Raw genomic sequence first — 24,228 nt, 5'->3', positions numbered from 1 at the left:
CGCCGACGATGCGCTCAGCGCGTCGGAACGGGATGCTCGCCGCGATAATCGTAAAAACCGCGCCCGGTTTTGCGGCCGAGCCAGCCGGCCTCGACATATTTCACCAGCAGCGGGCAAGGACGGTACTTCGAGTCCGACAGGCCGTCATGCAGCACCTGCATGATCGACAGGCAGGTATCGAGCCCGATGAAATCGGCCAGCTGCAGCGGCCCCATCGGATGGTTGGCGCCGAGCCGCATGGCGGTGTCGATGGCGTCGACCGAGCCGACACCCTCATAGAGGGTGTAGATCGCCTCGTTGATCATCGGCAGCAGGATGCGGTTGACGATGAAGGCCGGAAAATCCTCCGAGACCGTAATCGTCTTGTCGAGTTGCTTCACATAGGTCTTTGCCGCCTCGAAGGTCTGGTCCTCGGTGGCGATGCCGCGCACCAGTTCGACCAGCTTCATCAGCGGCACCGGGTTCATGAAATGTATGCCGATGAACCGCTCCGGCCGGTCGGTCTGCGCGGCAAGCCGCGTGATCGAGATCGACGAGGTGTTGGTCGCCAGGATGGCTTCGGGATTGAGCTGCGGACAGAGCTGGGCGTAGATCTTGCGCTTGACCGTCTCGTCCTCGGTCGCCGCTTCGATCACCAGATCCGCGCCGGCAAGATCGGCCATCGCGGGCGCGGCCGAAATGCGGCCCATCGCGTCGTTGCGCACCTTCTCGTCGAGCTTGCCGGACCCCACCTGGCGGGCCATGTTGCCGCTGATTGTGGCGATGCCTTTCTCGATGCGGTCGGGCGAAATATCATAGATCAGCACCTTGTAGCCCGAAAGCGCGGAGACATGGGCGATGCCGCCGCCCATCTGGCCCGCGCCGATGATGCCGATCGTCTCGATCTTGCTCATTACACCGATCCCGTCCTGAGCCCTTCCGCTTGAACTGCGAAAGCGCTCCACCTTTTTATTTTACCGCAATTCCCTAGGGAAAGCGCTACGCGCTTTTCCCGGGAAAACCGCTGCGCACTTTTGCTGGATTGCTTTTCGCCTTTGCGGCCTGCTTTTTGTGCGGTGCAAACTAAAAGGGCGGGGCGACTTCGTCTACCCCACCCTCACATTTAATACCTTTGGCAGAAAGCGTCAAAGCGCCTTTTGCAGCTCCGGCAGAATGACAAAGAGATCGCCGACGAGGCCGTAGTCGGCAACCTGGAAAATCGGCGCCTCCTCGTCCTTGTTGATGGCGACGATGACCTTCGAATCCTTCATGCCGGCGAGATGCTGGATGGCGCCGGAGATGCCGACCGCGATGTAAAGATCGGGGGCAACCACCTTGCCGGTCTGGCCGACCTGCCAGTCGTTCGGCGCATAGCCGGCATCGACCGCGGCGCGGGAGGCGCCGACGGCTGCACCGAGCTTGTCGGCGACCGGCAGGATGACCTCCTGGAACTTCTCCGCCGAACCCAGCGCACGACCACCCGAGATGATGATCTTGGCCGAGGTCAGCTCCGGACGGTCGGTCTCGGAAAGCTTGTTCTCGACGAAGGTGGAGAGGCCGGGATTGGCCGCGGCCTTGACGGTCTCGACCGCCGCCGAGCCGCCCTCGGGGGCTGCCTGGAACGAGGCTGTGCGAACCGTGATCACCTTCTTGGCGTCGCTCGACTGCACCGTCTGGATAGCGTTGCCGGCATAGATCGGGCGCTTGAAGGTGTCGGCCGATACGACTTCGATGATCTCGGACACCTGCGCGACATCGAGGAGCGCAGCCACGCGCGGCGCGACATTCTTGCCCGACGAGGTCGCCGGCGCGATGATGGTGTCGTAAGCGCCCGCCAGCGACACAACCAGTGCTGCCGTCGGCTCGGCGAGGCGCTCGGCGAGTTCGTCGGCTTCGGCCAGCAGCACCTTGCTCACGCCCTTGAGCTTGGCGGCAGCGTCCGCTGCCGGCTTGGCGCCCTTGCCGGCAACCAGCACATGCACGTCCGAGCCGATCTGCAGGGCGGCCGACAGCGCCTTGGCGGTCTGGTCGGAAAGCGTTGCGTTGTCGTGTTCTGCGATGAGGAGAATAGCCATTTTTCTTGTTCCTTTCCCGATCGCTTACAGCACGCCGGCTTCGTTCTTGAGCTTGTCGATCAGTTCGGCGACGCTCTTGACCTTGACGCCTGCCTTGCGGCCACTCGGCTCCTCGGTCTTGATGACCTTCAGCCGCGGCTTGACGTCGGCGCCGTAGTCGGCCGGGGTCTTCTCGTCGAGCTGCTTCTTCTTGGCCTTCATGATGTTGGGCAACGAGGCATAGCGCGGCTGGTTGAGGCGAAGGTCGGCGGTGACGATCACCGGCATCTTCAGTTCCACGGTCTGCAGGCCGCCGTCGACCTCGCGCGTCACCTTGGCGTTGTCGCCGTCGAGCACGATCTTGGAGGCGAAGGTGCCCTGCGCCCAGCCCAGCAGTGCCGCCAGCATCTGGCCGGTCTGGTTGGAATCGTCGTCGATAGCCTGCTTGCCGAGGATGACGAGGCCGGGCTGCTCGGCGTCGACGACGCCTTTCAGCACCTTGGCGACGCCGAGCGGCTCGGTCTGTTCGTCGGTCTTGACCAGGATGGCGCGGTCGGCGCCCATGGCGAGCGCGGTGCGCAGTGTTTCCTGCGCCTGCTGCGGGCCGATCGAGACGACGATGATTTCTTCGGCCTTGCCGGCTTCCTTCAGCCGGATTGCTTCTTCCACCGCGATTTCGTCAAACGGGTTCATCGCCATCTTGACGTTGGCGAGCTCCACCGCCGAACCATCAGCCTTCACGCGAACCTTGACGTTCGCATCCACAACCCGCTTCACGGGTACAAGGATCTTCATTTGCCTGTCACCTCTTCACGCTAGTTGGGCGCGCTATAACAGCCTGCGCCCTTTCCGAGTTGTCGAAAGCCGACATTCCTGACTGAATTTTGGCCGGATGGAATTCTGGCCGGATGGAAATTCTGGTCTTTGCCCGCCTTAGGTTGCGGCGGTGACGTTTCCGTAGTTGCGGCAACCCTGCACGTCAATACGCTGCAAGCTGCTCAAATCGGTTCAGTCCGAACTGGAAGCGTTTCCTCGCCCCCAGCGCGGTGTCGCGGCGGGCGGGTCGGGGATCAGCGGTTCCGTGGCAACCGGGGGTTGGTCGGGAGCGGTGGGCGCGACGTCCTCGTCGGCGCCGGCAAACAGCGGCACGCCGCGGCTGCGCAAGACGAGCACAAGAACGGCTCCGGCAATGATGCCGCCGATATGGCAGGCCCACGAAATCTGGTCCTCGCCGCCGGCGGCAAACATCACCACCTGGAACAGCACCCACAAGATGAGCGGGATGAAGGCCGGAATCCGCAGCGGGATGCGGGCAAAGGCCAGCACCCAGACCTTCACCCTGGGATAAAGGATCAGATAGGCGACGACCACGCCGGCGATGGCGCCGGAGGCACCGATCAGCGGCACTTGCGAATCCCAGGCGACGAGGCCCTGGAAAGCGGCGCCGGCGATCGCGCACAACAGGTAGAAGATGAGGTAGCGGATGTGGCCGAGCGCATCCTCGACATTGTCGCCGAACACCCACAGGAACAGCATGTTGCCGCCGAGATGGAAGATGTCTGCATGCAGGAAGGAATAGGTGAGATAGCTCAGGCTTTCGGGGATGACGATGAAACGGGGATCGAGCTCGGCGGTGTCATGGACGACCGACGGGATGAAGCCGAGACCAAGCACGGCGGCATTGGAGAAACTCTCGCCGCCGAGCGCGGTGGCAAGGTAGACCAGGGCATTGACCACGATCAGCCCGATGGTCACATATTGCAGGCGGATGTGCCGCAGCCTGTTGGTGTCGTAAAGCGGGATGAACATTGCCCCAGGCCCTCTTCCGCTTTCGACAATCAGCGGTTCTTGCCGGGAACCCATAGCACGTCGGCGTTTCCGTTGTCATTGACCGCCCGGGCGGCGACAAACAGGAAATCCGAGACGCGGTTGATGTATTTCAGTCCGTCGCGGTTGACGTGCTCGTTCGGGTCCTGGGCAAGGGCCACGATCAGCCTTTCGGCCCGCCGCGCCACGGTGCGGGCAAGGTGAAGTGCCGCCGCTGCCGGCGTGCCGCCATTGAGCACGAAGGATTTGAGCGGCTGAAGCTCCTTGTTGAGAAGGTCGATGTCCTTCTCGACCCGGTCGGTCTGCACGGCGACGATGCGAAGCGGCTCGTAGCCGAGTGGCTTGCCGTCGTCGGGCACGGCGAGATCGGCGCCGAGATCGAACAGATCGTTCTGGATGCGGGAAAGCATGGCATCGATCGCGGGATGGGTCGCGGCCGTGTGGACCCGGGCGATGCCGATGCAGGCATTGGCCTCGTCGACGGTGCCGTAAGCGTCTACCCGCAGGTCGGATTTCAGCCGCCTTTCGCCGGTGCCGAGACCCGTGGTGCCATCATCGCCGGTGCGGGTGTAGATCTTGTTGAGCTTGACCATTTCGCCTCCCCGGCTGCCGATATCCTCACTTGCGGGTGAAATACACCGCAAGCAGGATCAGCACCAGCGCCACGGCCTGCAGCATGACGCGTGCCTGCATCAGCTTGTTCGAGGTGACGCCGGAACCGCCGCGCATCATGTTGATGAGGCCACGAACAAGCACGACCGCAACGGCGACCATGACCAGAATGGCGAGAATGTTGAAGACGGTTGCCATTGTTGCGTTCCAGTTGTTTGGCGTTCAGGCGCGTTTGGCCATCAGGCGGTAGAGCATCGATGCCGGCAGGATGCGTTTGAGCACCGCACCGATCCTGGCCGGCACTGTTACCACATAGTGCGGGCGCGGGCGCCGCGATAGAAGTGCATGGCGCAGCGCCGCATGAACGACTTCCGGCCCTGGCTTCAAGGCCGATTGGCTGCCGCCGGCCCGCAACCGCTCGAGTTGCGCCGCATAGTCCACGCGGTGCACGGAATTTTCGTGGTCGATGCTGCTGAGAAACCAAATGAGGCCATTGCTGGCGATCTTCGACTTCACCGGCCCCGGCTCGATCAGCGAAACGTGGACGCCGCTGCCGGCCAGTTCCTGGCGCTGGCAGAGCATCAAGGCCTCCAGTGCATGCTTCGACGCGGAATAGGCGCCGCGGAAGCGCACCGGCACCAGGCCAAGGATCGACGAGCAGTGGACGATGCGGCCCTGACCCTGGCGGCGCATCACCGGCACCAGTCGGCGGGTCAAATCATGCCAGCCGAAGAAATTCGCCTCGAACTGCTGCTTGAGCGCCGCAACGGGCAGATCCTCGACGGCGCCCGGCTGCGCATAGGCGCCGTTGTTGAACAGGGCGTCGAGCCGGCCGCCGGTGCGGTCGAGCACCGCCGTCACCAGCGCGGCGATGGAGTCCGGCTCGCAATAATCGAGATAGAAGGCCTCGATGCCCTCGGCTTCGAGCGCGGCGATGTCCTGCGGCTTGCGCGCCGTTGCGAACACCCGCCAGCCTTCCGCCTTCAACGCGCGGGCGCAGTACGCGCCTATTCCCGAAGACGCACCGGTGATGATAATCGAGCGCACCTTCTGCGCCGGACTGTTCGTGGTTTCGCCAAGGGTTGCCATTTGCCGCAATCCCTTCCCATATTCCCGGCGTGGAGACAATTGGAGGGCGCGGTTCTTGTTGCGGAAGATCGTAGCCCTCAAGCGGGTTCTCTACGACGCGCTTGGCCATTTCAACACCGATGACGGCTGGGCCATGGCCAGCCATCTGGCGATCACATCGCTGATGGCGCTGTTCCCGTTCCTGATCTTCGCGACGACGCTGGCGAGCTTCCTGGGCGCACAGGCGTTCTCCGACACGGCCGTGCATCTGGTCTTCGACACCTGGCCCGAACAGATCGCCAAGCCGATCGCGCGCGAAGTGCTCAATGTGCTGACCGTCCGGCGCACCGACCTTTTGACCTATGGTGTGGTGCTTGCTGCCTATTTTGCGTCGAACGGCATCGAGGCGCTGCGCACGTCGCTCAACCGCGCCTACCGCGTTTCGGAAACGCGCGGCATCATCTACCGCCGGGTGCAGAGCATCATCTTCGTTCTCATCGCCACGGCCGGTTTCCTGGCGATCAGCGTGCTCCTGGTGTTCGCGCCGCTGCTGGCGCGGCTCGCCGAAGCCCATATCGACTGGATCAAGCCCTATATGGGCACCATCACCCTGTGGCGTTACGTCATCGCTTCGGCGGTCATCGTCGGCGGATTGTTTGCCGTGCATTTCTGGCTGCCGGCGGGCAAGCGCCGCTTCGTCTCGCTGGTGCCGGGCATCGTCTTCACGCTGGCGGCATGGCTTATCGGCTCGACCATCTTCGCCACCTATCTCGACCACTTCTCGTCCTACGTGACGACCTATGCCGGCCTGGCCTCGATCATGATCGCCGTGGTCTTCCTCTACATGGTCTCGGCGATCTTCATCCTCGGCGGCGAGCTCAACGCCGCGATCAGTCGCTATCTGGAGGCGCGTGCGCGGGTGGGATGACAGGTCGAATTGGGGAACTGGGGAATGGGAGAATTGAGGAATTGAAGAATTGAAGAATTGACGTAGCACCCAGCGCCAGATGGCCCCCATCTTCCTCAATTCCTCAATTCCTCAATTCCTCAATTCCTCAATTCCTCAATTCCTCAATTCTTCAGTTCTTCAATTCCCCAACTCCCTTGGTCTGCCGCGCCGTTGCCAGGCCAACGCCGAAGGTCGTGATCGCCATGCCGACGATCTGCAGCGCGTTGAGCTGCTCGTCGAAGAGTGCCCAGGCGATGACCGCCGTCACCGCCGGCACCAGGTAGAACAGCGACGCCACCTTCGACATCTCCCCGTCGCGGATCATCACCATCAGCAGGAAAATGGCGCCGAGCGACAGCACCAGCACCAGCCAGGCCATGGCGAAGATCAGTTCGCCATTGATGATGACCGTGCGGGTTTCGAAGGCGAGCGAGGCGAGGAGCATCAACGAACCACCGCCGACATATTGCCACATGGTCGCCGCGACGAGATCGCCGCCGGAGGCGAAGCGCTTTTGCCAGATGGTGCCGGCGCTCATGCCGAGTACCGAGACCAGCGAGGCGGTCAATGTCGCCGCGGTCACGCCGCCGCCCAGCGCGCCGAGCTTCGGCCACAGCACGATGACGATGCCGATGAGGCCGATACCAAGGCCAAGCCAGTGGCGCGGCAGGATCGCCTCGCCGAGAAACTTGCCGGCAAGCACGGCCGTGATCAGCGGCTGCAGGCCGACGATCAAGGCCGAAAACCCGGCCGGCATGCCCCTGTGGATGGCCCAGAAGACGGCGCCGAGATAGACGCCATGCATCAGGATGCCGGCGCCGGTGGCATGCAATGCCTCCTTGCGCGTGGCTCTTTTTGAACCCAGCACAAGCATCAAAACTGCCAGCAGGATGGCGGCGATGACGAAACGCGCGGCGAGGAATGTGAACGGTTCCGCCCACGGCATGGCGTAGCGCGCGCCGATAAAGCCGGTCGCCCACAGGACGACGAAGGTGGCGGGGATGAACCGCTTGATGCTGTGCATGTTCCGGAGACCGCCGTGTTGGGGGGAGTTGACCGTGGCGCTGCTCTAATGCGCTTCAACCCGACGCGCAAAGCGAAACCATTGATCCATGCATCATCGGAATTCAACGGCCGGCGCATTTGGCAGGTGGTTTGTCTGATCTCGCCGGCTCAAAGCCCGACTATCCGCCGGATGCCGTCAGGTGATGCGCCGGCATGGCGCAAGGCGGCAAGGCTGGTGTCGCCGAGGCTTTTGGACAGCTTTCGTCCGTCTGGCCCCAGGATGAGACGATGATGGAAATAGGCCGGTTGCGGCAGTCCGAGGAGTTGCTGCAGCAGGCGCTGCACGCCAGTGGCGGAAAACAGATCCTGGCCGCGCACGACGTGGCTGACGTCTTGCAGCGCATCGTCCATGACGACGGCGAGGTGGTAACTGGTCGGAATGTCTCGGCGCGCCAAGATCACGTCGCCCCAGTCCCGCGGGCGGGCTTCGACGGAGCGCGTCGCGGAAAGCGTCTCGTCAGAATACTCCGTCCATGAAAGGTCCTTGCCGACACGCGCCATGGCGGCATCGACATCCAGCCGCCAGGCGAAGGGTGCATTCTCGGCGATCCGCCGCTGGCGTTCCTTCAGCGGCAGCGCCTTGTCGGTGGCGGGGTAGAGCGGCACGCCATCGGGATCGCGCGGCCAGTCGCGCCCACGCTTTTCGCTGTCGGTGATGAAGGCGCGGATCTCGCCACGGCTCATGAAGGCGGGGTAGACGAGTTCGTCCGCGATCAACCGCTCGAGCACCGCCTGGTATTCGGCGAAATGCTCGGACTGGCGGCGCACCGGCTCTTCCCAGCCAAGCCCCAGCCATTTCAGGTCGGCAAGCACGCCTGCCTCGAATAGCGGCGTGCAGCGCGTCGTGTCGATATCCTCGATGCGCAGCAGCAGGCGGCCGTGCGCCTGTGCCGCCAGCTTCTGGTTGAGCAGCGCCGAATAGGCGTGGCCGAGATGCAGGTCGCCGTTGGGGCTGGGCGCGAAGCGGAATGTCAGGAGTGTCATCTCTCAGGCGGCAATCATGTTTTGCGGCGCTTCGCCAATTGCTACCCTGTCGACGGTCGAGGAACAAGAAAGCATGCGCCGTATCGTGACATCAGACGACATTGCCCGGGGGCTCGATGCGCTTTGCGTGATCGACCCGCGCCTGGAAAAGGTGCGCGGCATGGCCGGCGAGGTGCCGCTGCGGCTGTCCGAGCCCGGGTTTCGAAGCCTGGCGTCGATCGTCGTCTCGCAGCAAGTGTCCCGCGCCAGTGCCGATGCGATCTTCGGCCGGCTGACCAAACTCGTCGATCCGCTGACGCCGCAAGCAATCCTGGCCGCCGGCGAGGACATGTTTCGCGAGGCCGGCCTGTCGCGGCCCAAGCAGCGCGGCCTGATCGCAATTGCCCAGGCGGTGGCCGACGGCCTCGACCTTCATCACCTCTGTTCGCTCGATGCCCAGGAGGCGATCACGACGATGACGGCGGTGTCCGGCATCGGCCCGTGGACGGCGGAAGTGTATCTCTTATTCGCCGCCGGGCATCCCGACATCTTCCCCGCGCGCGACGTCGCGCTGCAGAGCGCGGTCGGCCACGCGCTCGGCATCGAGCCGCGTCCGCCGGAGAAAACCCTGATCGCACTGGCCGAATCATGGAGCCCGTGGCGAGGTGTCGCATCGCGGCTTTTCTGGTCCTATTATCGTGAAACCAGAGGGCGGGACGCCGCGCCGCCGGCCTGAATCCGCAAAAAATCATAAAAATCACGCATTTTTGGCGCTTCGGCGACGCGACAATCCGCTTCACATCCCTGTCATGTCGGGCTTACAGTATCCGCGCCGTTCGGGTCTAGAACCAAGGAGGTGAACACGTGACGGTTGCCGTATCTCCGGATGGGCTTCCAGCACTGGTGCTGAATGCGGATTACCGTCCGCTCAGCTATTACCCCTTGTCGCTCTGGTCGTGGCAGGATGCCATCAAGGCGGTGTTCCTCGACCGGGTGAACATCGTCGCGGAATACGAGCATGCCGTCTCCTCGCCGACCTTCTCGATGAAGCTGCCGAGCGTGGTCAGCCTGAAGGCCTATGTGAAGCCCTCCAGGCACCCGGCCTTCACCCGCTTCAACGTCTTCCTGCGCGATCGCTTCCAGTGCCAGTATTGCGGCACGCCGGAGGATCTGACCTTCGATCACGTCATCCCCCGCCATCGCGGCGGCGCGACGACATGGGAGAATGTCGTTGCCGCCTGCTCGCCCTGCAACCTCAGGAAGGGCGGCATGATGCCGGCGCATGCCAAGATGTGGCCGCTGCAGAAGCCTTTCCAGCCGACGGTGCACGATCTGCACAACAATGGCCGCCTGTTCCCGCCCAACCATCTGCATGAGAGCTGGATGGATTATCTGTACTGGGATGTCGAACTGGAGCCCTGAGATCGTTCGAGAATTCGGGAGGCTGGCCGTCTGGAGCGATTGTCTGCGCTTCCGATGCTCACGGACCAAATGTCCGCTCCGCTTCGGTTCTCGAGAATCACTCCATACGACTCAGCCTGCCGAATTCCTTGAACGATCTCGCGTCGGCGCCATCGCGCCAAATCAGTCGCGGGTGAGGGCGCCGCGGAAGGCTACGGCGGCGAGGATCAGGCTGGCGATGGCGTTCCAGCCGGCCAGCGACAGGCCGAGGATGCGCAAGGCGGCCTTGTCACAGGACGGCGGCACGAATTTGTCGAGCGCGTCGAGCACGCCCTTGCCGCCGGTGTCGACCGGCCCGGCGCCTGCGGTACAATCGGTCGGGCCGGCCCACCACTGCCATTCGACGCCGGAGTGGTAGACGCCGAGATAGAGGCCGTAGAGCATCAGGATGCCGCCGACGGCCAGCAGGCCGCGCGTTAGCCATGCCGGTGCGTGCAGCATCGACGCAATCACCGCCAGCACCATCAGCGGCACGCCGATATAGTAGGGCGTGCGCTGTTCGAGGCAGAGGTGGCAGGGGATGTAGCCGCCGAGATACTGGAAGCCGAGCGCCGAGCCGACGGTGGCGGCCATGGCGACGGCGAGGAACAAGGCGGTTAGCGTGCGCTGGCGTCCGGTGTCGGCATTCATGGTCGCTGTCATTTCAATCGGTCCGTCCGGCTCGCAATGGTTCTGTTCAGAACGCGTATTTGACCAGGATATAGAGCAAAATCAGGGCAGCCGCGCCGGCGCCGGCGATGAGGCCGAGGCGCTTCTCGATGAATTCGCGGATCGGTTCGCCATAATGGCGCAGCAGCCAGGCGAGCAGCAGGAAACGGCCACCGCGGGCCACGATCGCCAGCACCACGAACAACAGCAAATTGACGCCGATGACGCCGGACAGGATCGTCACCACCTTGATCGGCGGCAGGTGGGCAGCGCCCGATGTGATCAGCATCAGGACGATGAAGCCGACGCCTGCCCCCGCGCGCAGCGCTTCGAACTCGTCGTACTTGCCGTAGAATTCGAGGATCGGCCTCGCCACCGCGTCATAGGCGTAGTGGCCGATGAACCAGCCGGCGATGCCGCCCAGCACCGAGGCGACGGTGGCGATCAGCGCATAGCGGTAGGCGCGATCCGGCCGCGACAGCGCCATCGGCAGATAGAGCACGTCGGCCGGCACCAGGAACACCGAGCTCTCGACGAAAGCGATGAAGGCCAGCCACCATTCGGCGGATTTGCGGGCCGCCAGCGACAAGGTCCAGTCGTAAAGTCCGCGAAGCATCGGCACTCCTAATGCGTGTCGTTCAATTGCGCAGGCAGGTTGGGGTGTAACGGCATGCACAGAACAAAGACCCAGAGCACGCCATCCGTCCCCGCAGACGTGCCGCGCTTTGATGCGCCGCCTGTCTAGAAAGATTTTCCGCGCTGCACAATGGCAGCCCCGTCACGAAATCGAAAGGCGCAGATTGGTCGCATCTTGAGGGCACCGGAGAATTGGCCAGTTGACGAACAGCCCTCCAACCGTATAGTCCCGCGCCATCCAGGCCGCCCGGCCTGAGCCCCTATGGCGGAATTGGTAGACGCGCTCGACTCAAAATCGAGTTCCGCAAGGAGTGCTGGTTCGATTCCGGCTAGGGGCACCAACCTTCACTCTTCGAGCTTTGGGTGGCAAATCCCAACGCGATCAAGACGCCTTGCGCGTCGCGGTGGGATCGCCGTCATTGGCCGCGCCAAGCTCGCCAGCCGCCAGCAATTCGTCGAATGTCCGTTCGAGATCGGCATTGTCATCCGCTGCCGGTCCGCTGGGCGGATCCTGGCGTCTCAGCGTTTCCAGCCTGTGGTGAAGCTGGCGGTTCTCATCGCGGCAACGGGCATGCGCGAGCTCGTCGGTCATGTCGCGCAAGCGGAGATCGGCGAGTTGAACCTTCACCGCGCCATAGTCTCGGCGCGCCGCGTCGCGCTCCTGGCGCAACGTCGCAATCTCGGTTTCCGAGGTTTGGCGCCGATGCTCGGCCACGCCCTCGGCGGGCTGTCCCACGCTCGGCGTTGCGCGGACCACGCTTTGATCGGCGGCGCTGCGCTGGAGCGAGCGCAACCTCTTTTCAAGTTCGACGGCCCGTACCTGCGCGGTGGCGGCGCAATCGCCGAGAACGCCGCGCTGATGCTCGACCGTGGACAGCCGCACCTGCAGGTCCTGCTGCACCAGCATCTGCGCAGACAGTTTGCCGGTCAGTCTTTCGTTTTGGAGCTGGTAATCCGCGACCTTGGAACGAAGCAGCATGGCGGCCTGTTGCAAGCTGGCGAGCCGCGATGCAACGTCCTCACGCGCCTGCTCGGCGGCTTGCCTGGCGATGATCTCGTCGCGAAGTTGCCCCGACACGCGCGCCAGGTTCCGGCCCAGACGCTCAACCTCGACATTCGCTTCGAGGAACCGCGTTGCCCGCTGGCCGGCATGCCTGTCCGCTTGCGCAATGGTCTGCCGTGCCTTGTTGAGTTGGACGTCCAGGTCGGCGATTGTCTTACTCGCGATCGATAGCTCGCGCGATTTTCGCCCAAGCTCTTTCGAGGTGCGATCCTGCAAGCGCTGCAGCTTCGCCACCTCTTCCTGCAATTCCCATTTGTCGGTATCGGGAGCGTCGGCATCGTGATCAACCAACGACCACGCCAAGTCGTCATCGGCACGTGGATCCAGCCTGTCGTTGGACAAGAGCGAGGAGCCGCGCATGGCGCGGGCCTGGCTCGAGCCCGTCCGGGCCGAAGTCGAGCCGAGGGAGGCGGCTAGCGTGTCTGACTGGGCCAATCCGGTCACGGGCTCCTCTTCGAAGAGAGGCAAAGCTTGATGCGTTGCGGCTCGAATGCTTCGAATCAGTTCTTCGAAGTCTTCGTCGGCCCTTCGGACAACGGCGCTGTCCTCCGCACTGATGTGCCGGGCGCCGTTGGCCTCATGATTCAGCGACATTTCTCTCTCATCGCTACCGAATCACTAGATTATCGTGAATGAAGAACAAGAATGCGAGTAGGTCTTATCGGCTTTCACTGGAAATTTCTGCGAGAAATCTCGTTTTTTTATAAGCAGAGATCAATATTCGCGTTTGCCTGCAGGCAACCGAAGTAAATTCCCGGTCACCCACCCGTCAAATATTGCAGCGAAGATGTGCCATTCTCCAGAACCGCACCCTGCCTTTTCTCACCGCCGTCCCAGCAAGCTCTTCATGCGGTTGCGCAGCAGGCGGGCCATGTTGCGGGTCTCGCGGTAGAGGTGCAGTTGCGAGGCGGCCTGGCGGGTGAGGCGGTCGGCGTCCGGCGCCAGGCCGATCACCAGGGTGCCCATCGGCTTGCGCTCGGCCCATAGCCGGCTCATCACCGGATGGTCGGGCACCGCGCAGGAATCGGTCATCATGATGTTGGGATCGTCGAGATGCTGCCTGGTCACCTCGATCATCAGCAGCGTGCCGGGCGAATAGCTGGCCAGCGTCTCGTCGTAGGCCGTCTTCCAGGTGTAGGCGATGCCGGCTTCGACGAAGACGATCAGGCAGGCGATGGTGCGGCCGTCGAGCGTCAGCGAGTGGATGCGGCACATGTCCTGCTCGGCCAGCCGGTGCACGGCTTCGCGGGCGAAGGCGGCGCGGAAGCGGTCGATCGCCATGGCGGTGCGTTCGCGACCCTTCCAGCCGGCCGCTTCCAGCGACAGGAAGCCTTCGATGGCATGGCGGATGTCTTCGGGGCCGCGCGCCACGACATGCTCAAGCTTGCCAAGGTCGCCAAGGCGCCGCTTCAGGCGGCGGAACTCGCGATAATGGTGCGAGCGCAGCGAGGCCTTCAGATAATCGTCTCCATCGAGCTCGCTCTCCAGCGCCGGGCGCTGGCTCTGGCCGGTGGTGACCAGCGTCAGGCCGCGCGCCTCGGCCACGGTGGCAAGCAGGCTCGCCACCGGGCCATCGAGCCGGATGTCGGGCAGGACGAACACTTTCGGCAGCTTGAGATGCGGGCGCGACAGCATCGCGAAGAAGTCCTCGACGACGCCGACCGGATCGTCGCGGTCGACCAGCGGCGTGCCGAGCGGACCGAACGGGCTCGACCATGTGCGCATGACCGGAACGCCGAGCGGCACCACCGGCCGCTCAACCGAGAACGGCACCAGAAGGCGCAGCCGGTTGCGGTATTCGTCGCCGTCGCGGATGACCGCCAGCCGCACCTCGCGATCCTCCAGCCGCGGCATGGCGGGCGCCAGGAAGCGCGGGTTGAAGAACACGTTGGACTCGACCGTGCGGGCGCAGAGATAATCCAGCTCCTCCACCAGGTCGAAACCTGCCGATGCCGGGTAGATGGCGAGCTTGCGCTCGGGCCGGTTGTTGGCGAGGATCTCGATATGGGCGGGATCGGCGTCGCGGGTCAGCCCGGCAAGGCCCGACACCATGGCTCCGGCGGTGCCGCCGCTGGTTTCCTCAAGCAACGGGATGGCAGCCATCACGCGGCTCCTTTCGCAGGCACGAAGATGAGCATGGCGATGCCGAGCTTGCGCCACACCGTGAAGGAGAGCGCGCCGGCTTCGAAGATCATGGCAAAGGCGGTGGCCATTGCCGCGCCCCACAGGCCGAACATCGGGATGAGCACCACATTGAGGGCGATGTTGAAGGCCAGCGTCATGGCATAGACAGCGGCGCAGATGTTCTGGTTGCCGCTCATCGTCAGCAGGCTTTCGCAAGGGCCGACGGCGGCCCGCGCCACGACGCCGAAGACGAGCAGGAACAGCAAGGGATAGCCTGATGTGAATTCCGGGCCGAACAGCACCAGCATCGGCTCGCCGAGCGCCAGCACCAGCAGCGCCATCAACAGCGAGGGCCAGAACGTCCACGACACCGTCTCGCGGGCAAAGGCGGCAAGCCTTTGCGGGTCGCCATGGGTGAACTGGGCGTAGCGCTGGGCAACGCCGGCCTTGACGGCGAAGTAGACGAAATGCACCAGCGCCAGCGTCTTCACGGTGGCGAAATAGACGGCGACGTCATTGGGATCCATATAGGCGCCGACCATCAGCACATCGGCATTGGTCAGCAGGAAGAAGAAGCTCTCGACCAGGAAGATCGGCAGCGAGACGATGAACCATTGCGCGAAATGCACCTTCATCGGCCCCGCCGGGATCTGCCGTTCCATGCGCTGGGTGACACCGACGAGTTGTCCCAGCGTGGTGGCGTAGGTGGCGGCGATCGAGGCGAAGATGGCGGTCCTGGCATCAGGTGCGTAGCCCACGAACAGCATCAGCGCCATGAACAGCAGGATCAGCACGGGCCGCACCAGATAGGTCGGCGACAGGGCAAACAACGCCCAGCTGTTGGCGCGTGCCAGGCCCGACAAAAGGTCGGACATGGCGATCATCGGCAGGCAGATGACGCCGAGGATGAACGGGATCACATAGTAGCTTTCGATCCAGGGTGCCGCCAGCCAGACGCCGAGCGCGCCGACCCCGGCAATCAGCGTCGAGGCGATCAGCACGAACAGACGGCTGGCCAGCACGATGCCGCGCAGCTCATCCATCAAGCCGCGTTCGCGGTATTCGGGAATGTAGCGGATGACCGAGGTGTGGAAGCCGAGGCAGGCGAGGTTGCCGACGATGACCATCGTCACCCAGACGAGGACGAAGATGCCATATTCGAACGAGCCCATCCAGCGCGCCATCAGCACCTGGCTGACAAAGGCGATGACGGCGCTGACGATGCGGACCGAGAAGGCGATGACCGACATGCGGCTCGCCTCGCCGCGCTCGTCGGCGGTGAACAGCACGGCATCGATGCGGCCAAGCAACGGCCCCATGCGCAGCGCCCAACGCTGCGGCAAGAACCGCCCGGCAGTCGTGGCCGCGGAAAAGCGCACCCCGATTTCTCTCCGTTTTCCGCTTCTTTTCAGGGCTGGGTGTAGCGGAGACACATTAAGAAACGGTTGGGTGGGGTTCTCCTTCGCCCCGTCGCTATACGGGGAGAAGGTGCCGGCAGGCGGATGAGGGGCGGCGCCGGCGTTGAAGATTTGGTGCCGTCGTACCCGGTTGTGACCAGCATTTCCAAATCAAAATCGGCTGACTAATTTATGGATTGCAAGGGTGTGGACAAATGTTGCTTTATGCTCAAAATTCCATCGGGCAGTTTTGGGGTGTCCGGTGAATCTCTGAGAGAAATAATCCGTTGAGTCGAAATCGTTGACCTCAACGTGTCCATCAGAGACCTGGCGCGAACAACGTTTGCGGAAAAAATATTAGGGGGAAAATGATTGAATTTGCACCGCAACACCTCCATCTCCATACCCTCGAATCTCTGCTGGCAGATCTAGTTAGCAGCCGGGCGGTTATTATTGGTGGTGATGTATTATTCTCATTGCCAGATGACCGAGCACGCAGTGCTCTGCAATGGTACCGAACGAGGGGCGCGGCAAATTGGACAGCCAATGTCAGTGCTACGCATGCCGAACAATTGGTAGATGAAATTCTCGTTAAACCGCCAGAAGTGGCGGCGATTCCGGCGCGCCCAGCCAATGCCAACAATAGGCGCCTGACACTGGCAAAGGTTGAAGCTCATAGGTTCGCGGGACTTCACAAATTTGGAACTCCTGGCGCGCCACCGCAAAACTATGTCCATGAATTTGCAGCACCGGTGACCCTGTTCGAGGGCCGCAATGGCTCCGGAAAAACCTCACTTTTAAATGCCATCATTTGGGGTCTAACAGGTGAGATCCTTCGCCCACAGCGCGAGCCAGAAAAGGCGGACGTAGACTTCAACTGCTGGATAGCTAATGCAGATGGAGGGGACGATGAAACGGCGCACCGTCTTTCTCCAGTTACCCCATTGCCTGATGTTTCTCAGTATCGACCTGATCAGGGATGGGTTCCAGCCGATACATGGGTGGAACTGACCTTTGCTGACGAAGAAGGAGAGCTATTGCCTCCCATCCGCCGTACTCAGAAGCGAACTGCGCGAGGTGTCCTTGAGGAGACACCGCCGGAATTAACTGGCCTCGGCGTTGATCCGATCGCCGTGCGGATCGGTACAGTTATGCCAGGCCTTCTCCCGCTCATCAAAGTTGGAAGCGAATCTGAGCTTGGTCGAGCTGTTGCGGAGTTGACGGGCCTTTCGGCGCTGGTGGACTTGGCAGGGCACGCTCTGCGCGCCAAGAACAAGGTAAAGGACTTCATCAAGGCCAAAACTAAAGAACTCGAGGGAATTGATCGGATTTACAGAACAGCGCGGGATGACCTTGCGGCGGAGCTGCGGCCCTATCCGGCGCTCGTGCCGCCAAAGGCGGTGCCGGAACCTGGTGATGCGGCTGTTGAAGAAACTGTTGACGAGATCACCCGGTATTTTGAAACGACAAAGTCGACCGCCTATGAGTCCGTTCGGAACATTCTTGGTGAAGGATTCGATCCTGCGGACCCCAAACGTGGTGCGGATCTTGAGAGTTCGATTTCGCCAGCACTTAACGAAGTGGGCCAGCCCCAACGACTTCCTTCGATAGCAAGGTTGCGAGGCTTTCGCGAACTCACGCTGGAGCAGTTGAACGCCGCCGAGACCAAAATTAGCGAGATAATGCGAGAGGCAAAATTACTCGAGGGCTTGGCACAAGATCCATCGTCTGCGGCTCGTTCCCGTCTTTACGCTCATGTGGCTACCTGGCTTGAAGAACACCCCGACCTCGGTCGCAGTGAAGATCTTTGCGTGGTATGCAGCGGTTCCCTGGTTGAAGCGCTCGATCCCATCAGTGGTCGGCTGGTCAAAACGCATCTCCATGAGGCAAGCGCGGACGCGGCTCTGTTTGCTCAGACGCTAAATCGATGGGCGCAAGCCGTCCTTGGCAAGCTCAACAGCGTTCTGCCTGAAGCATTGCAAGCTGAACTTAAAAGGGACCTCCCGGCCCATCCCGTTGACCTTGTACGCACAGCTCTTCTCGATGAGCTTTTTGCACTCGACGCGTTCTCGGGTGAATTGGCCGCTCTCAAAAGTGAAACGGCCAAGGCATTTGACGAGGCAGTTAGGCACAGATCCGATCTCGCTACCGCCACGCCTGTCTCGCTCCCCGCGAGTTGTGCTGCCCTGGCAGAGGGCTTGAGGCGTCTCGACTTAGCGTTGCGTTTTGCCCGGTGGCGACAGGGGAACGACGCGTTCGCTCGTCAAGTCTTTGAAAACGTTCTCGGTAGCAGGCGCAAAGCAGGTGAAGCTTCCGAGAAGAACACGCTCATGGGCAAGCTCTTGGAGCTTGACGCCACAGTGAAAGGCGCTGAGCCAATTACCAAGGCTCTATCGAAATGCATCCGTTTGAAAGCTGAAATTCAACTTCGGCGCGCTGCCGAAAAGCGGATCATTGAGTACGAGACCGCGAGCGCCGCGCTCGCAAATCTTTCAAAGTTAGGCGAGTTGGCGGACCGGCAAGTCGATCAACTTCGTAAGATACTTCGTACCGAAGCAGCACTGTGGCGGTCGCGAATTTATGTCAGCACTTTTCCCAGCACCGCACATGAATTGGTCGACACGGCCATGGGACGGAAGGGCGAACTCGATCTCGTTGTGCGTGCGGGCGGCGTGTCTGCGCCCGCACAGCACGTGACAAACGCGTCGGCACTGCGGGCCAGTTTGGTCGGGTTCTTTTTTGCGTTTTGGGAGTATGTGCTGAAGACCCGTGGAGGCCTGAAGACTCTCTTACTCGATGATCCGCAAGAATTGCTCGATGATGAAAATCGACGACAATTGGCGGACTCTCTTGGAACGCTGGTCGAAGTAGGTGCGCAGCTAGTTATCACGTCCTACGATAGGCGTTTTGCCGGCGCCGTTGGCCGCCTAACGGTTGTTCCTAGTGTGGAGCACCTCGCCGTTCATCCGGCGACGCTAAATCAACCTCTGGTTAGAACTACGCCTCATCAGGCCGAGATCGAGGTCCGCAAGATATTATATGACAAGGATCGAGATGCTGAAGAGCCGGCCCGGTCTTTTGCGGACGGGTGCAGATTTTTCTTTGAAGGGGTGTTGGGCGACGTGTTCGACGATCCTGCCCACTTAGCTTGGGCAAAGGCAAATCCCGATCCTACATTGAAGACCTTTGTGGATCGTCTGCGATCTTACATAAAGGCCGGTCCGCAAGGGATGTTTGCGATGCAGGTGTTTGCGGACTTCATTGCGCATCCGGCGTTGGTCGAGGGCTCACCAGTGCTGCAATTGATGAACAAAGCGCACCATGGCAACCGACAGGACATTCGACCTGGCGAAGTGGGGCAATGTGCCGATGATCTTGGGCAGCTCGTCGTTCTTACCGGGCGAATGTACGAGGAGTGCGATCGATGGAAACGTAGGGCGGCCACTCAACCAACCATACCGGCGGTTGACGCGCCGCCGGCGCTGGATCCGATGCCGCCGCCGTCGCTCGACGTGATGGTCTATCCCGACCTTGCAGCATTCACCCTACACTCTCCCACTGGGGGTTCGCAGGAATCTACGGAACCGTTCGATCCTAAGTTACTAGTTGGAAAGGCTGTATTCTATCTGCGCCGCCATAATTTTGGCTTTGCAGCTCCACAGGGAGCCTTGGCGATCGTCGAGGCTCAACCTGGACTGGTCCTCGATCGCCGTCTTGTCATTGCGCGTCATGGTCAGTCGGTCTTCGCACGTCGCCTCCTGCGCTCAAAGGGCTCGGACATCATTGGACTGACAGCAGAAGTCCCTGATCCTCGAACGAGAAGCCCCTCAACGGTATTTTTTCCTGAAGTAGAAGTCGCTGCCCATCAGGTCATGGGAGTTCTATTTGACCACGACATCAAGGTAGATCAGGGGCAGGATGAGGCAGTTCTTGTTGACGCTTTCAAAGTTTTAGATCGCGTTGAGGTCGCATTTCGCGTTGTTGACGAGAGTGCTGTGCCGCTTGCTCTTCCAAAGCAGGTAGTGCTTGGAGGGGCTTCGATCAGTCTTGCCGAAATTGGGCTTCATGAGGGAACATTAGTTGCGCTGGCTCTCGACAATGGATCCGGACTCTTCAAGCGGATAGGGTTGGCCCTCCCCGGAAATCTCAGTCATCTGCGCCAATTCGAGAGCATAGGCGGTCTTGGCTCATCGGAAGTCCTTTCCGTTGGAAAGGCGCAACCTGGCGTCGCAGAAGTGCAGCATGTGCGCCGAATTATCGGTGTGATCTATAACGGCTGAAATGGTGACGAAATTCTGTCTAGGCCATAGGCCCTCTCGCCTGCCGGCCATCTCTCCCCTCAAGTGAGGGTGTCGGCCAATCGCAAGCCCCAGCGCCGCCCCTCATCCGCCCTTCGGGCACCTTCTCCCCGTGTAGTGACGGGGAGAAGGAAAGCGCACCCTTACGCGAACGCGCCGTGGCAGTGCTTGTATTTCTTGCCGGAGCCACACGGGCAGGCTTCGTTGCGGCCGACCTTGCCCCAGGTGGCCTGGTTGTTTGGATCTCGGTCTTCGGGAGCGACGACGGCCGTTGTCTCCGGGCGGACCAGGAGGGCGGTCTCGCCGCCTTCGAAGTCGTTTTCGCCGGTTGTGCCGTCAATATGGGTGCCGAACATGTCGGGGGCTTCCGGAGGCGGCGCTTCGGCGGCCTGACGGACCAGTTCGACGCGCATCAGCTGCGCGGTGACGGCCTGGCGCAGATTGCCCAGCATGGCCTGGAACAGCTCGAACGCCTCGCCCTTGTATTCCTGCAGCGGATCGCGCTGGGCGTAGCCGCGGAAGCCGACGACCGAACGCAGATGGTCGAGATTGACGATGTGCTCGCGCCACAGATGGTCGAGCGTCTGCAACACAACCGAGCGCTCGACATAGTTCATCACCTCGGGGCCAAAACGCTCAGCGCGCTCCTTGGCGGCGGCTTCGGCGGCCTGCCCGATGCGCTCGCGGATGTCATCCTCGGCGATGCCCTCTTCCTTGGCCCAGTCCTCGACCGGCAGGTCGAGGTTCAGGAACTCGGCGATCTCGGCCTTCAGCCCGGCAACGTTCCACTGCTCGGCATAGGCGTTTTCGGGAATGGCCTTGGCGACGATCTCGTCGATGACGCCTTCGCGCATCTCGGCGATCGTTTCGGAGAGGCCCTCGCCGTCCATCAGCTCGATGCGCTGCTCGAACACCACCTTGCGCTGGTCGTTGGAGACGTCGTCATATTTCAGAAGGTTCTTGCGGATGTCGAAGTTGCGCGCCTCGACCTTCTTCTGCGCTTTTTCCAGCGCCTTGTTGATCCACGGATGGATGATCGCCTCGTCTTCCTTGAGGCCGAGCTTCTGCAGCATGCCGTCCATGCGCTCGGAGCCGAAGATGCGCATCAGATCGTCCTGCAGCGACAGGAAGAATTTCGAGCGGCCGGGGTCGCCCTGACGGCCGGAACGGCCGCGCAACTGGTTGTCGATGCGGCGCGATTCGTGGCGTTCGGTGGCCAGCACGTAGAGGCCGCCGGCGGCCAGCGCCTTTTCCTTCAGCCGCTCGATGTCGGCAATAATTTCCTTTTCCCGCGCCTCGCGCTCGGGTCCGGCCGGCATGTCGCCGAGTTCATCCTCGATGCGCATCTCGGCATTGCCGCCGAGCTTGATGTCGGTGCCGCGGCCGGCCATGTTGGTGGCGATGGTGATGGCGCCGGGCTTGCCGGCCTGGGCGACGATCGCCGCCTCGCGCTCGTGATGGCGGGCGTTCAGCACTTCAAAATCGGTAAAACCTTCCTTGCGCAGGCGCTCGGCCAGCTGCTCGGACTTTTCGATGGAAGTGGTGCCGACCAGCGTCGGCTGGCCCTTGGCGCTGGCTTCGCGGATCTCCCTGACGATCGCCTTGTATTTCTCCTCGACAGTCCGGTAGACCTCGTCGTCCTCGTCGATGCGCACGACGGGCAGATTGGTCGGGATCTCGGTGACTTCCAGGCCGTAGATGTTGCCGAATTCCTCGGCCTCGGTCAGCGCCGTGCCGGTCATGCCGGAGAGCTTCTTGTAGAGGCGGAAATAGTTCTGGAAGGTGACGGAGGCCAGCGTCTGGTTCTCCGGCTGGATCGCCACATGCTCCTTGGCTTCGAGCGCCTGGTGCAGGCCTTCCGAATAGCGGCGGCCCGGCATCATGCGGCCGGTGAACTCGTCGATGATGACGATCTCGCCGTTGCGCACGATATAGTCCTTGTCCTTCTGGAACAGCCGGTGCGCCTTCAGCGCATTGTTGACGTGGTGGACGATGGCGACGTTCTCGACGTCGTAGAGCGACTCGCCCTTGAGCAGGCCGGCGTCGCGCAAAAGGTTCTCGAGCTTCTCGGTGCCTTCCTCGGTGAAGATCGAGGTCTTCTGCTTCTCGTCGATCTCATAATCCTGCGGCTGCAGCTGGATGATGAAGGTGTCGATGGTGTTGTACATTTCCGAACGGTCCTCGAGCGGACCGGAAATGATCAGCGGCGTGCGCGCCTCGTCGACCAGGATGGAATCGACTTCGTCGACGATCGCGTAATTGTGACCGCGCTGCACCATCTGGGCGCGCTCGTATTTCATGTTGTCGCGCAGATAGTCGAAGCCAAGCTCGTTGTTGGTGGCGTAGGTGACATCGGCGGCGTAGGCGGCGCTGCGCTCCTCGTCGGACAGGCCATGGACGATGACGCCGACCGAGAGGCCGAGGAATTTGTAGACGCGGCCCATCCATTCGGAGTCGCGGGTGGCCAGGTAATCGTTGACGGTGACGACGTGGACGCCCTTGCCGGCGAGCGCGTTGAGGTAGACCGGCAGCGTCGCCACCAGGGTCTTGCCCTCGCCGGTGCGCATCTCGGCAATACCGCCATTGTGCAGCACCATGCCGCCGATCAGCTGGACATCGAAGGGGCGCATGCCGAGCACGCGGCGCGCTGCCTCGCGGGCAGTAGCGAAGGCCGGGATCAACAGGTCGTCCAGCGTGGCGCCATTGGCGATGTCCTGGCGGAATTTCGCGGTGCGGCCGACCAACTCCTCGTCGGAAAGCGCCCGCATCTCGTTTTCCATGGCGTTGATCGCCTCGACACGCGGCCGGGTCGATTTGACCCGACGGTCGTTGGAGGAACCGAAAACCTTACGGGCGAGACCGCCGAGACTGACCATCCGATGGTCCTTTCGATAGAATTTCTCAATCTTGAGATGAGCGCCGGCCGGCCCCATCAATTCCACGTGAACACTGGCAAACACATTAGTGAACACTGGCAAACACAAAAAGCGCCCGGAAAACGGTTCTGGACGCAAAGTCGTTGGACAGATAAGAGGGGGCTCAACTGATGTCAACGCCGCGCCGGCCCTGCTGGCTGCGCCAAATTCCGCCACAATCTGGCCGATCTGGAAGCCACCCCTCTTTCAATCCCCACCGGAGTTACCCCATGTCCTTGTTGTTCCGCCGCGCGTCGCTCGCCAGCCTTGGCTTGGCAGTCGGCCTGTCGGCCCTTTCGCTCTCGCCGCTGATGGCGCAGCAAACCGCTCCCGCTCCGGCGGATGCAGCAGCGCCGGCCGCGGCACCGGTCGATCCGAACAAGGTTATCGCCACGGTCAACGGCCAGCCCCTGACCGAAGCAGATCTGGTGCTTGCCGAAGGGGAATTGTCGCAGCAGTTCGCGCAATTGCCGCCCGAGCAGCGCCGTGCCGCCGCCCTTTCGGCTGCCATCGAGATCCGCGTCATGGCCGCCGAGGCGGTCACCACAGGGCTCGACAAGGATCCCGACTTCCAGCGCCGCATGGCTTTCCTGCAGGAGCGCGCGCTGCATGGCGAGATGGTCGAGAAGGGCGTCGTCGACAAGGTCACCGACGCCGAGGTCCGCGCCCGTTACGACCAGGAAATCGCCAACACGCCGCCCACCAATGAGCTGCATGCCCGTCACATCCTCGTGAAGACCAAGGAAGAGGCCGAGGCCATCATCAAGCAGCTCGATGGCGGCGCCGACTTCCAGAAGCTCGCCAACGAGCACACCAGCGATCCCTCGGGCAAGACCAGCGGCGGCGATCTCGGCTGGTTCGGACCTGGCCAGATGGTGCCGGAGTTCGACAAGGCGGCCTCCGCGCTCGAGGTCGGCAAATACACCGAGCAGCCGGTGCAAACGCAGTTCGGCTGGCATGTCATCAAGCTCGAGGACAAGCGCACCAAGCAGCCGCCGGCCTTCGAGGACGTCAAGGACCAGGCCAAGCAGGCGGTCATCCGCGACAAGTATTTCGCACTGGTCAAGTCGCTGCGCGCCGGCGCCAAGATCGAGATCCCCGACGCGAACCTGAAGAAGACGGTCGATACGCTGGAAAGCGCCAAGTAAGACTGATAGCTCCTTGAAAAA

Annotated in this window: 20 protein-coding genes and 1 tRNA gene; 6 read left to right on the top strand and 15 right to left on the bottom strand. The window is 62.1% G+C overall.

All coding sequences use genetic code 11. The annotated features are described in order from the left end of the window. Window positions 1–14 precede the first annotated feature (14 nt). The 7 genes from NKI21_RS23040 to NKI21_RS23010 form a co-directional block, all read right to left on the bottom strand. Complete coding sequence (locus NKI21_RS23040; RefSeq protein ID WP_013529423.1) at window positions 15–893, bottom strand: 3-hydroxybutyryl-CoA dehydrogenase; 879 nt, start codon at window positions 891–893, stop codon at window positions 15–17. A gap of 231 nt (window positions 894–1,124) precedes the next feature. Beyond that, a complete protein-coding gene (locus tag NKI21_RS23035; protein ID WP_128304638.1) occupies window positions 1,125–2,054 on the bottom strand; it encodes an electron transfer flavoprotein subunit alpha/FixB family protein in 930 nt (309 codons plus the stop codon). 24 nt (window positions 2,055–2,078) lie between these two features. Further along, entirely contained in the window at window positions 2,079–2,828 is a 750-nt protein-coding gene (locus NKI21_RS23030; RefSeq protein ID WP_023811130.1) for an electron transfer flavoprotein subunit beta/FixA family protein, read from the bottom strand. A gap of 213 nt (window positions 2,829–3,041) precedes the next feature. Beyond that, a complete protein-coding gene (locus tag NKI21_RS23025; protein WP_023811131.1) occupies window positions 3,042–3,842 on the bottom strand; it encodes a rhomboid family intramembrane serine protease in 801 nt (266 codons plus the stop codon). A 29-nt stretch (window positions 3,843–3,871) separates the two neighbouring features. Beyond that, the gene (locus tag NKI21_RS23020) at window positions 3,872–4,453 is read right to left on the bottom strand and encodes a cob(I)yrinic acid a,c-diamide adenosyltransferase (protein WP_023811132.1); all 582 of its coding nucleotides are present in this window, start codon (window positions 4,451–4,453) and stop codon (window positions 3,872–3,874) included. A 25-nt stretch (window positions 4,454–4,478) separates the two neighbouring features. After that, the gene (locus NKI21_RS23015; RefSeq protein ID WP_013529428.1) at window positions 4,479–4,670 is read right to left on the bottom strand and encodes a twin transmembrane helix small protein; all 192 of its coding nucleotides are present in this window, start codon (window positions 4,668–4,670) and stop codon (window positions 4,479–4,481) included. A 24-nt stretch (window positions 4,671–4,694) separates the two neighbouring features. Continuing rightward, window positions 4,695–5,561 (bottom strand): SDR family oxidoreductase, encoded by an 867-nt coding sequence (locus NKI21_RS23010; protein ID WP_352867484.1) that lies wholly within the window; start codon window positions 5,559–5,561, stop codon window positions 4,695–4,697. Window positions 5,562–5,616: 55 nt separating this feature from the next. On the opposite strand from NKI21_RS23010, the gene NKI21_RS23005 reads away from it, so the two are divergent. Continuing rightward, window positions 5,617–6,468, top strand: coding sequence for a YihY/virulence factor BrkB family protein (locus tag NKI21_RS23005; protein ID WP_013529430.1), 852 nt, complete (start codon window positions 5,617–5,619; stop codon window positions 6,466–6,468). Window positions 6,469–6,619: 151 nt separating this feature from the next. Here NKI21_RS23005 and NKI21_RS23000 read toward each other — a convergent pair whose 3' ends face one another. Beyond that, complete coding sequence (locus tag NKI21_RS23000) at window positions 6,620–7,513, bottom strand: DMT family transporter (RefSeq protein ID WP_352441716.1); 894 nt, start codon at window positions 7,511–7,513, stop codon at window positions 6,620–6,622. 149 nt (window positions 7,514–7,662) lie between these two features. Beyond that, window positions 7,663–8,538 (bottom strand): tRNA glutamyl-Q(34) synthetase GluQRS, encoded by an 876-nt coding sequence (gene gluQRS / locus NKI21_RS22995; RefSeq protein ID WP_023811136.1) that lies wholly within the window; start codon window positions 8,536–8,538, stop codon window positions 7,663–7,665. 73 nt (window positions 8,539–8,611) lie between these two features. On the opposite strand from gluQRS, the gene NKI21_RS22990 reads away from it, so the two are divergent. Together NKI21_RS22990 and NKI21_RS22985 are read left to right on the top strand one after the other, a co-directional pair. Continuing rightward, a complete protein-coding gene (locus NKI21_RS22990) occupies window positions 8,612–9,253 on the top strand; it encodes a DNA-3-methyladenine glycosylase family protein (RefSeq protein WP_023811137.1) in 642 nt (213 codons plus the stop codon). A 128-nt stretch (window positions 9,254–9,381) separates the two neighbouring features. Continuing rightward, window positions 9,382–9,939 carry an HNH endonuclease gene (locus NKI21_RS22985; RefSeq protein WP_006328497.1) on the top strand — a complete coding sequence of 186 codons (558 nt, stop codon included), beginning with the start codon at window positions 9,382–9,384 and terminating at the stop codon, window positions 9,937–9,939. Window positions 9,940–10,101: 162 nt separating this feature from the next. Here the strand turns inward: NKI21_RS22985 and NKI21_RS22980 are convergent, their stop codons facing one another. Next, the gene (locus tag NKI21_RS22980) at window positions 10,102–10,620 is read right to left on the bottom strand and encodes a disulfide bond formation protein B (RefSeq protein WP_063173147.1); all 519 of its coding nucleotides are present in this window, start codon (window positions 10,618–10,620) and stop codon (window positions 10,102–10,104) included. A gap of 34 nt (window positions 10,621–10,654) precedes the next feature. Beyond that, the gene (locus tag NKI21_RS22975) at window positions 10,655–11,242 is read right to left on the bottom strand and encodes a YqaA family protein (RefSeq protein ID WP_023811139.1); all 588 of its coding nucleotides are present in this window, start codon (window positions 11,240–11,242) and stop codon (window positions 10,655–10,657) included. A gap of 276 nt (window positions 11,243–11,518) precedes the next feature. Between NKI21_RS22975 and NKI21_RS22970 the strand changes: the two genes are divergently transcribed. After that, window positions 11,519–11,603: transfer RNA gene (locus NKI21_RS22970), tRNA-Leu, on the top strand. Between the two features lie 41 nt (window positions 11,604–11,644). On the opposite strand, the gene NKI21_RS22965 is transcribed toward NKI21_RS22970, so the two are convergent. The 3 genes from NKI21_RS22965 to NKI21_RS22955 form a co-directional block, all read right to left on the bottom strand. Continuing rightward, a complete protein-coding gene (locus tag NKI21_RS22965; protein ID WP_352867479.1) occupies window positions 11,645–12,769 on the bottom strand; it encodes a coiled-coil domain-containing protein in 1,125 nt (374 codons plus the stop codon). Between the two features lie 378 nt (window positions 12,770–13,147). Next, window positions 13,148–14,428: a GNAT family N-acetyltransferase gene (locus tag NKI21_RS22960; RefSeq protein WP_023811141.1), complete on the bottom strand. Its 1,281-nt coding sequence runs from the start codon at window positions 14,426–14,428 to the stop codon at window positions 13,148–13,150. Then, window positions 14,428–15,828, bottom strand: a complete 1,401-nt coding sequence (locus tag NKI21_RS22955) for a lipopolysaccharide biosynthesis protein (RefSeq protein WP_352867477.1) — start codon at window positions 15,826–15,828, stop codon at window positions 14,428–14,430. Before NKI21_RS22955 ends, NKI21_RS22960 begins: the two co-directional genes overlap by 1 nt. Window positions 15,829–16,214: 386 nt before the next feature. Here NKI21_RS22955 and NKI21_RS22950 point away from each other — a divergent pair, with 386 nt between their 5' ends. After that, window positions 16,215–20,126, top strand: a complete 3,912-nt coding sequence (locus NKI21_RS22950; protein ID WP_352867475.1) for an ATP-binding protein — start codon at window positions 16,215–16,217, stop codon at window positions 20,124–20,126. A 161-nt stretch (window positions 20,127–20,287) separates the two neighbouring features. On the opposite strand, the gene secA is transcribed toward NKI21_RS22950, so the two are convergent. Continuing rightward, window positions 20,288–23,020, bottom strand: coding sequence for a preprotein translocase subunit SecA (gene secA, locus NKI21_RS22945; protein WP_352867472.1), 2,733 nt, complete (start codon window positions 23,018–23,020; stop codon window positions 20,288–20,290). 269 nt (window positions 23,021–23,289) lie between these two features. Between secA and NKI21_RS22940 the strand changes: the two genes are divergently transcribed. Then, a complete protein-coding gene (locus tag NKI21_RS22940) occupies window positions 23,290–24,207 on the top strand; it encodes a peptidylprolyl isomerase (RefSeq protein ID WP_023811146.1) in 918 nt (305 codons plus the stop codon). Window positions 24,208–24,228 lie beyond the last annotated feature (21 nt).

This window comes from Mesorhizobium sp. M0715, assembly GCF_040320355.1.
In the GTDB taxonomy this organism is placed as follows: Bacteria; Pseudomonadota; Alphaproteobacteria; order Rhizobiales; family Rhizobiaceae; genus Mesorhizobium.
Note: the sequence above shows the minus strand (reverse complement) of the source record. Positions and strands in the feature narration are given on the sequence as shown.

Excerpts from the sequence above, each read along its gene's own strand:
- NKI21_RS22990 (WP_023811137.1), top strand. The coding sequence starts at position 8,612 with ATGCGCCGTATCGTGACATCAGACGACATTGCCCGGGGGCTCGATGCG.
- NKI21_RS22960 (WP_023811141.1), bottom strand. The coding sequence starts at position 14,428 with ATGGCTGCCATCCCGTTGCTTGAGGAAACCAGCGGCGGCACCGCCGGA.
- gluQRS (WP_023811136.1), bottom strand. The coding sequence starts at position 8,538 with ATGACACTCCTGACATTCCGCTTCGCGCCCAGCCCCAACGGCGACCTG.
- NKI21_RS23015 (WP_013529428.1), bottom strand. The coding sequence starts at position 4,670 with ATGGCAACCGTCTTCAACATTCTCGCCATTCTGGTCATGGTCGCCGTT.
- NKI21_RS23025 (WP_023811131.1), bottom strand. The coding sequence starts at position 3,842 with ATGTTCATCCCGCTTTACGACACCAACAGGCTGCGGCACATCCGCCTG.
- NKI21_RS22950 (WP_352867475.1), top strand. The coding sequence starts at position 16,215 with ATGATTGAATTTGCACCGCAACACCTCCATCTCCATACCCTCGAATCT.
- NKI21_RS22975 (WP_023811139.1), bottom strand. The coding sequence starts at position 11,242 with ATGCTTCGCGGACTTTACGACTGGACCTTGTCGCTGGCGGCCCGCAAA.
- NKI21_RS23040 (WP_013529423.1), bottom strand. The coding sequence starts at position 893 with ATGAGCAAGATCGAGACGATCGGCATCATCGGCGCGGGCCAGATGGGC.
- NKI21_RS23030 (WP_023811130.1), bottom strand. The coding sequence starts at position 2,828 with ATGAAGATCCTTGTACCCGTGAAGCGGGTTGTGGATGCGAACGTCAAG.
- NKI21_RS22980 (WP_063173147.1), bottom strand. The coding sequence starts at position 10,620 with ATGACAGCGACCATGAATGCCGACACCGGACGCCAGCGCACGCTAACC.
- NKI21_RS23010 (WP_352867484.1), bottom strand. The coding sequence starts at position 5,561 with ATGGCAACCCTTGGCGAAACCACGAACAGTCCGGCGCAGAAGGTGCGC.
- NKI21_RS23000 (WP_352441716.1), bottom strand. The coding sequence starts at position 7,513 with ATGCACAGCATCAAGCGGTTCATCCCCGCCACCTTCGTCGTCCTGTGG.
- secA (WP_352867472.1), bottom strand. The coding sequence starts at position 23,020 with ATGGTCAGTCTCGGCGGTCTCGCCCGTAAGGTTTTCGGTTCCTCCAAC.
- NKI21_RS22940 (WP_023811146.1), top strand. The coding sequence starts at position 23,290 with ATGTCCTTGTTGTTCCGCCGCGCGTCGCTCGCCAGCCTTGGCTTGGCA.
- NKI21_RS23035 (WP_128304638.1), bottom strand. The coding sequence starts at position 2,054 with ATGGCTATTCTCCTCATCGCAGAACACGACAACGCAACGCTTTCCGAC.
- NKI21_RS23020 (WP_023811132.1), bottom strand. The coding sequence starts at position 4,453 with ATGGTCAAGCTCAACAAGATCTACACCCGCACCGGCGATGATGGCACC.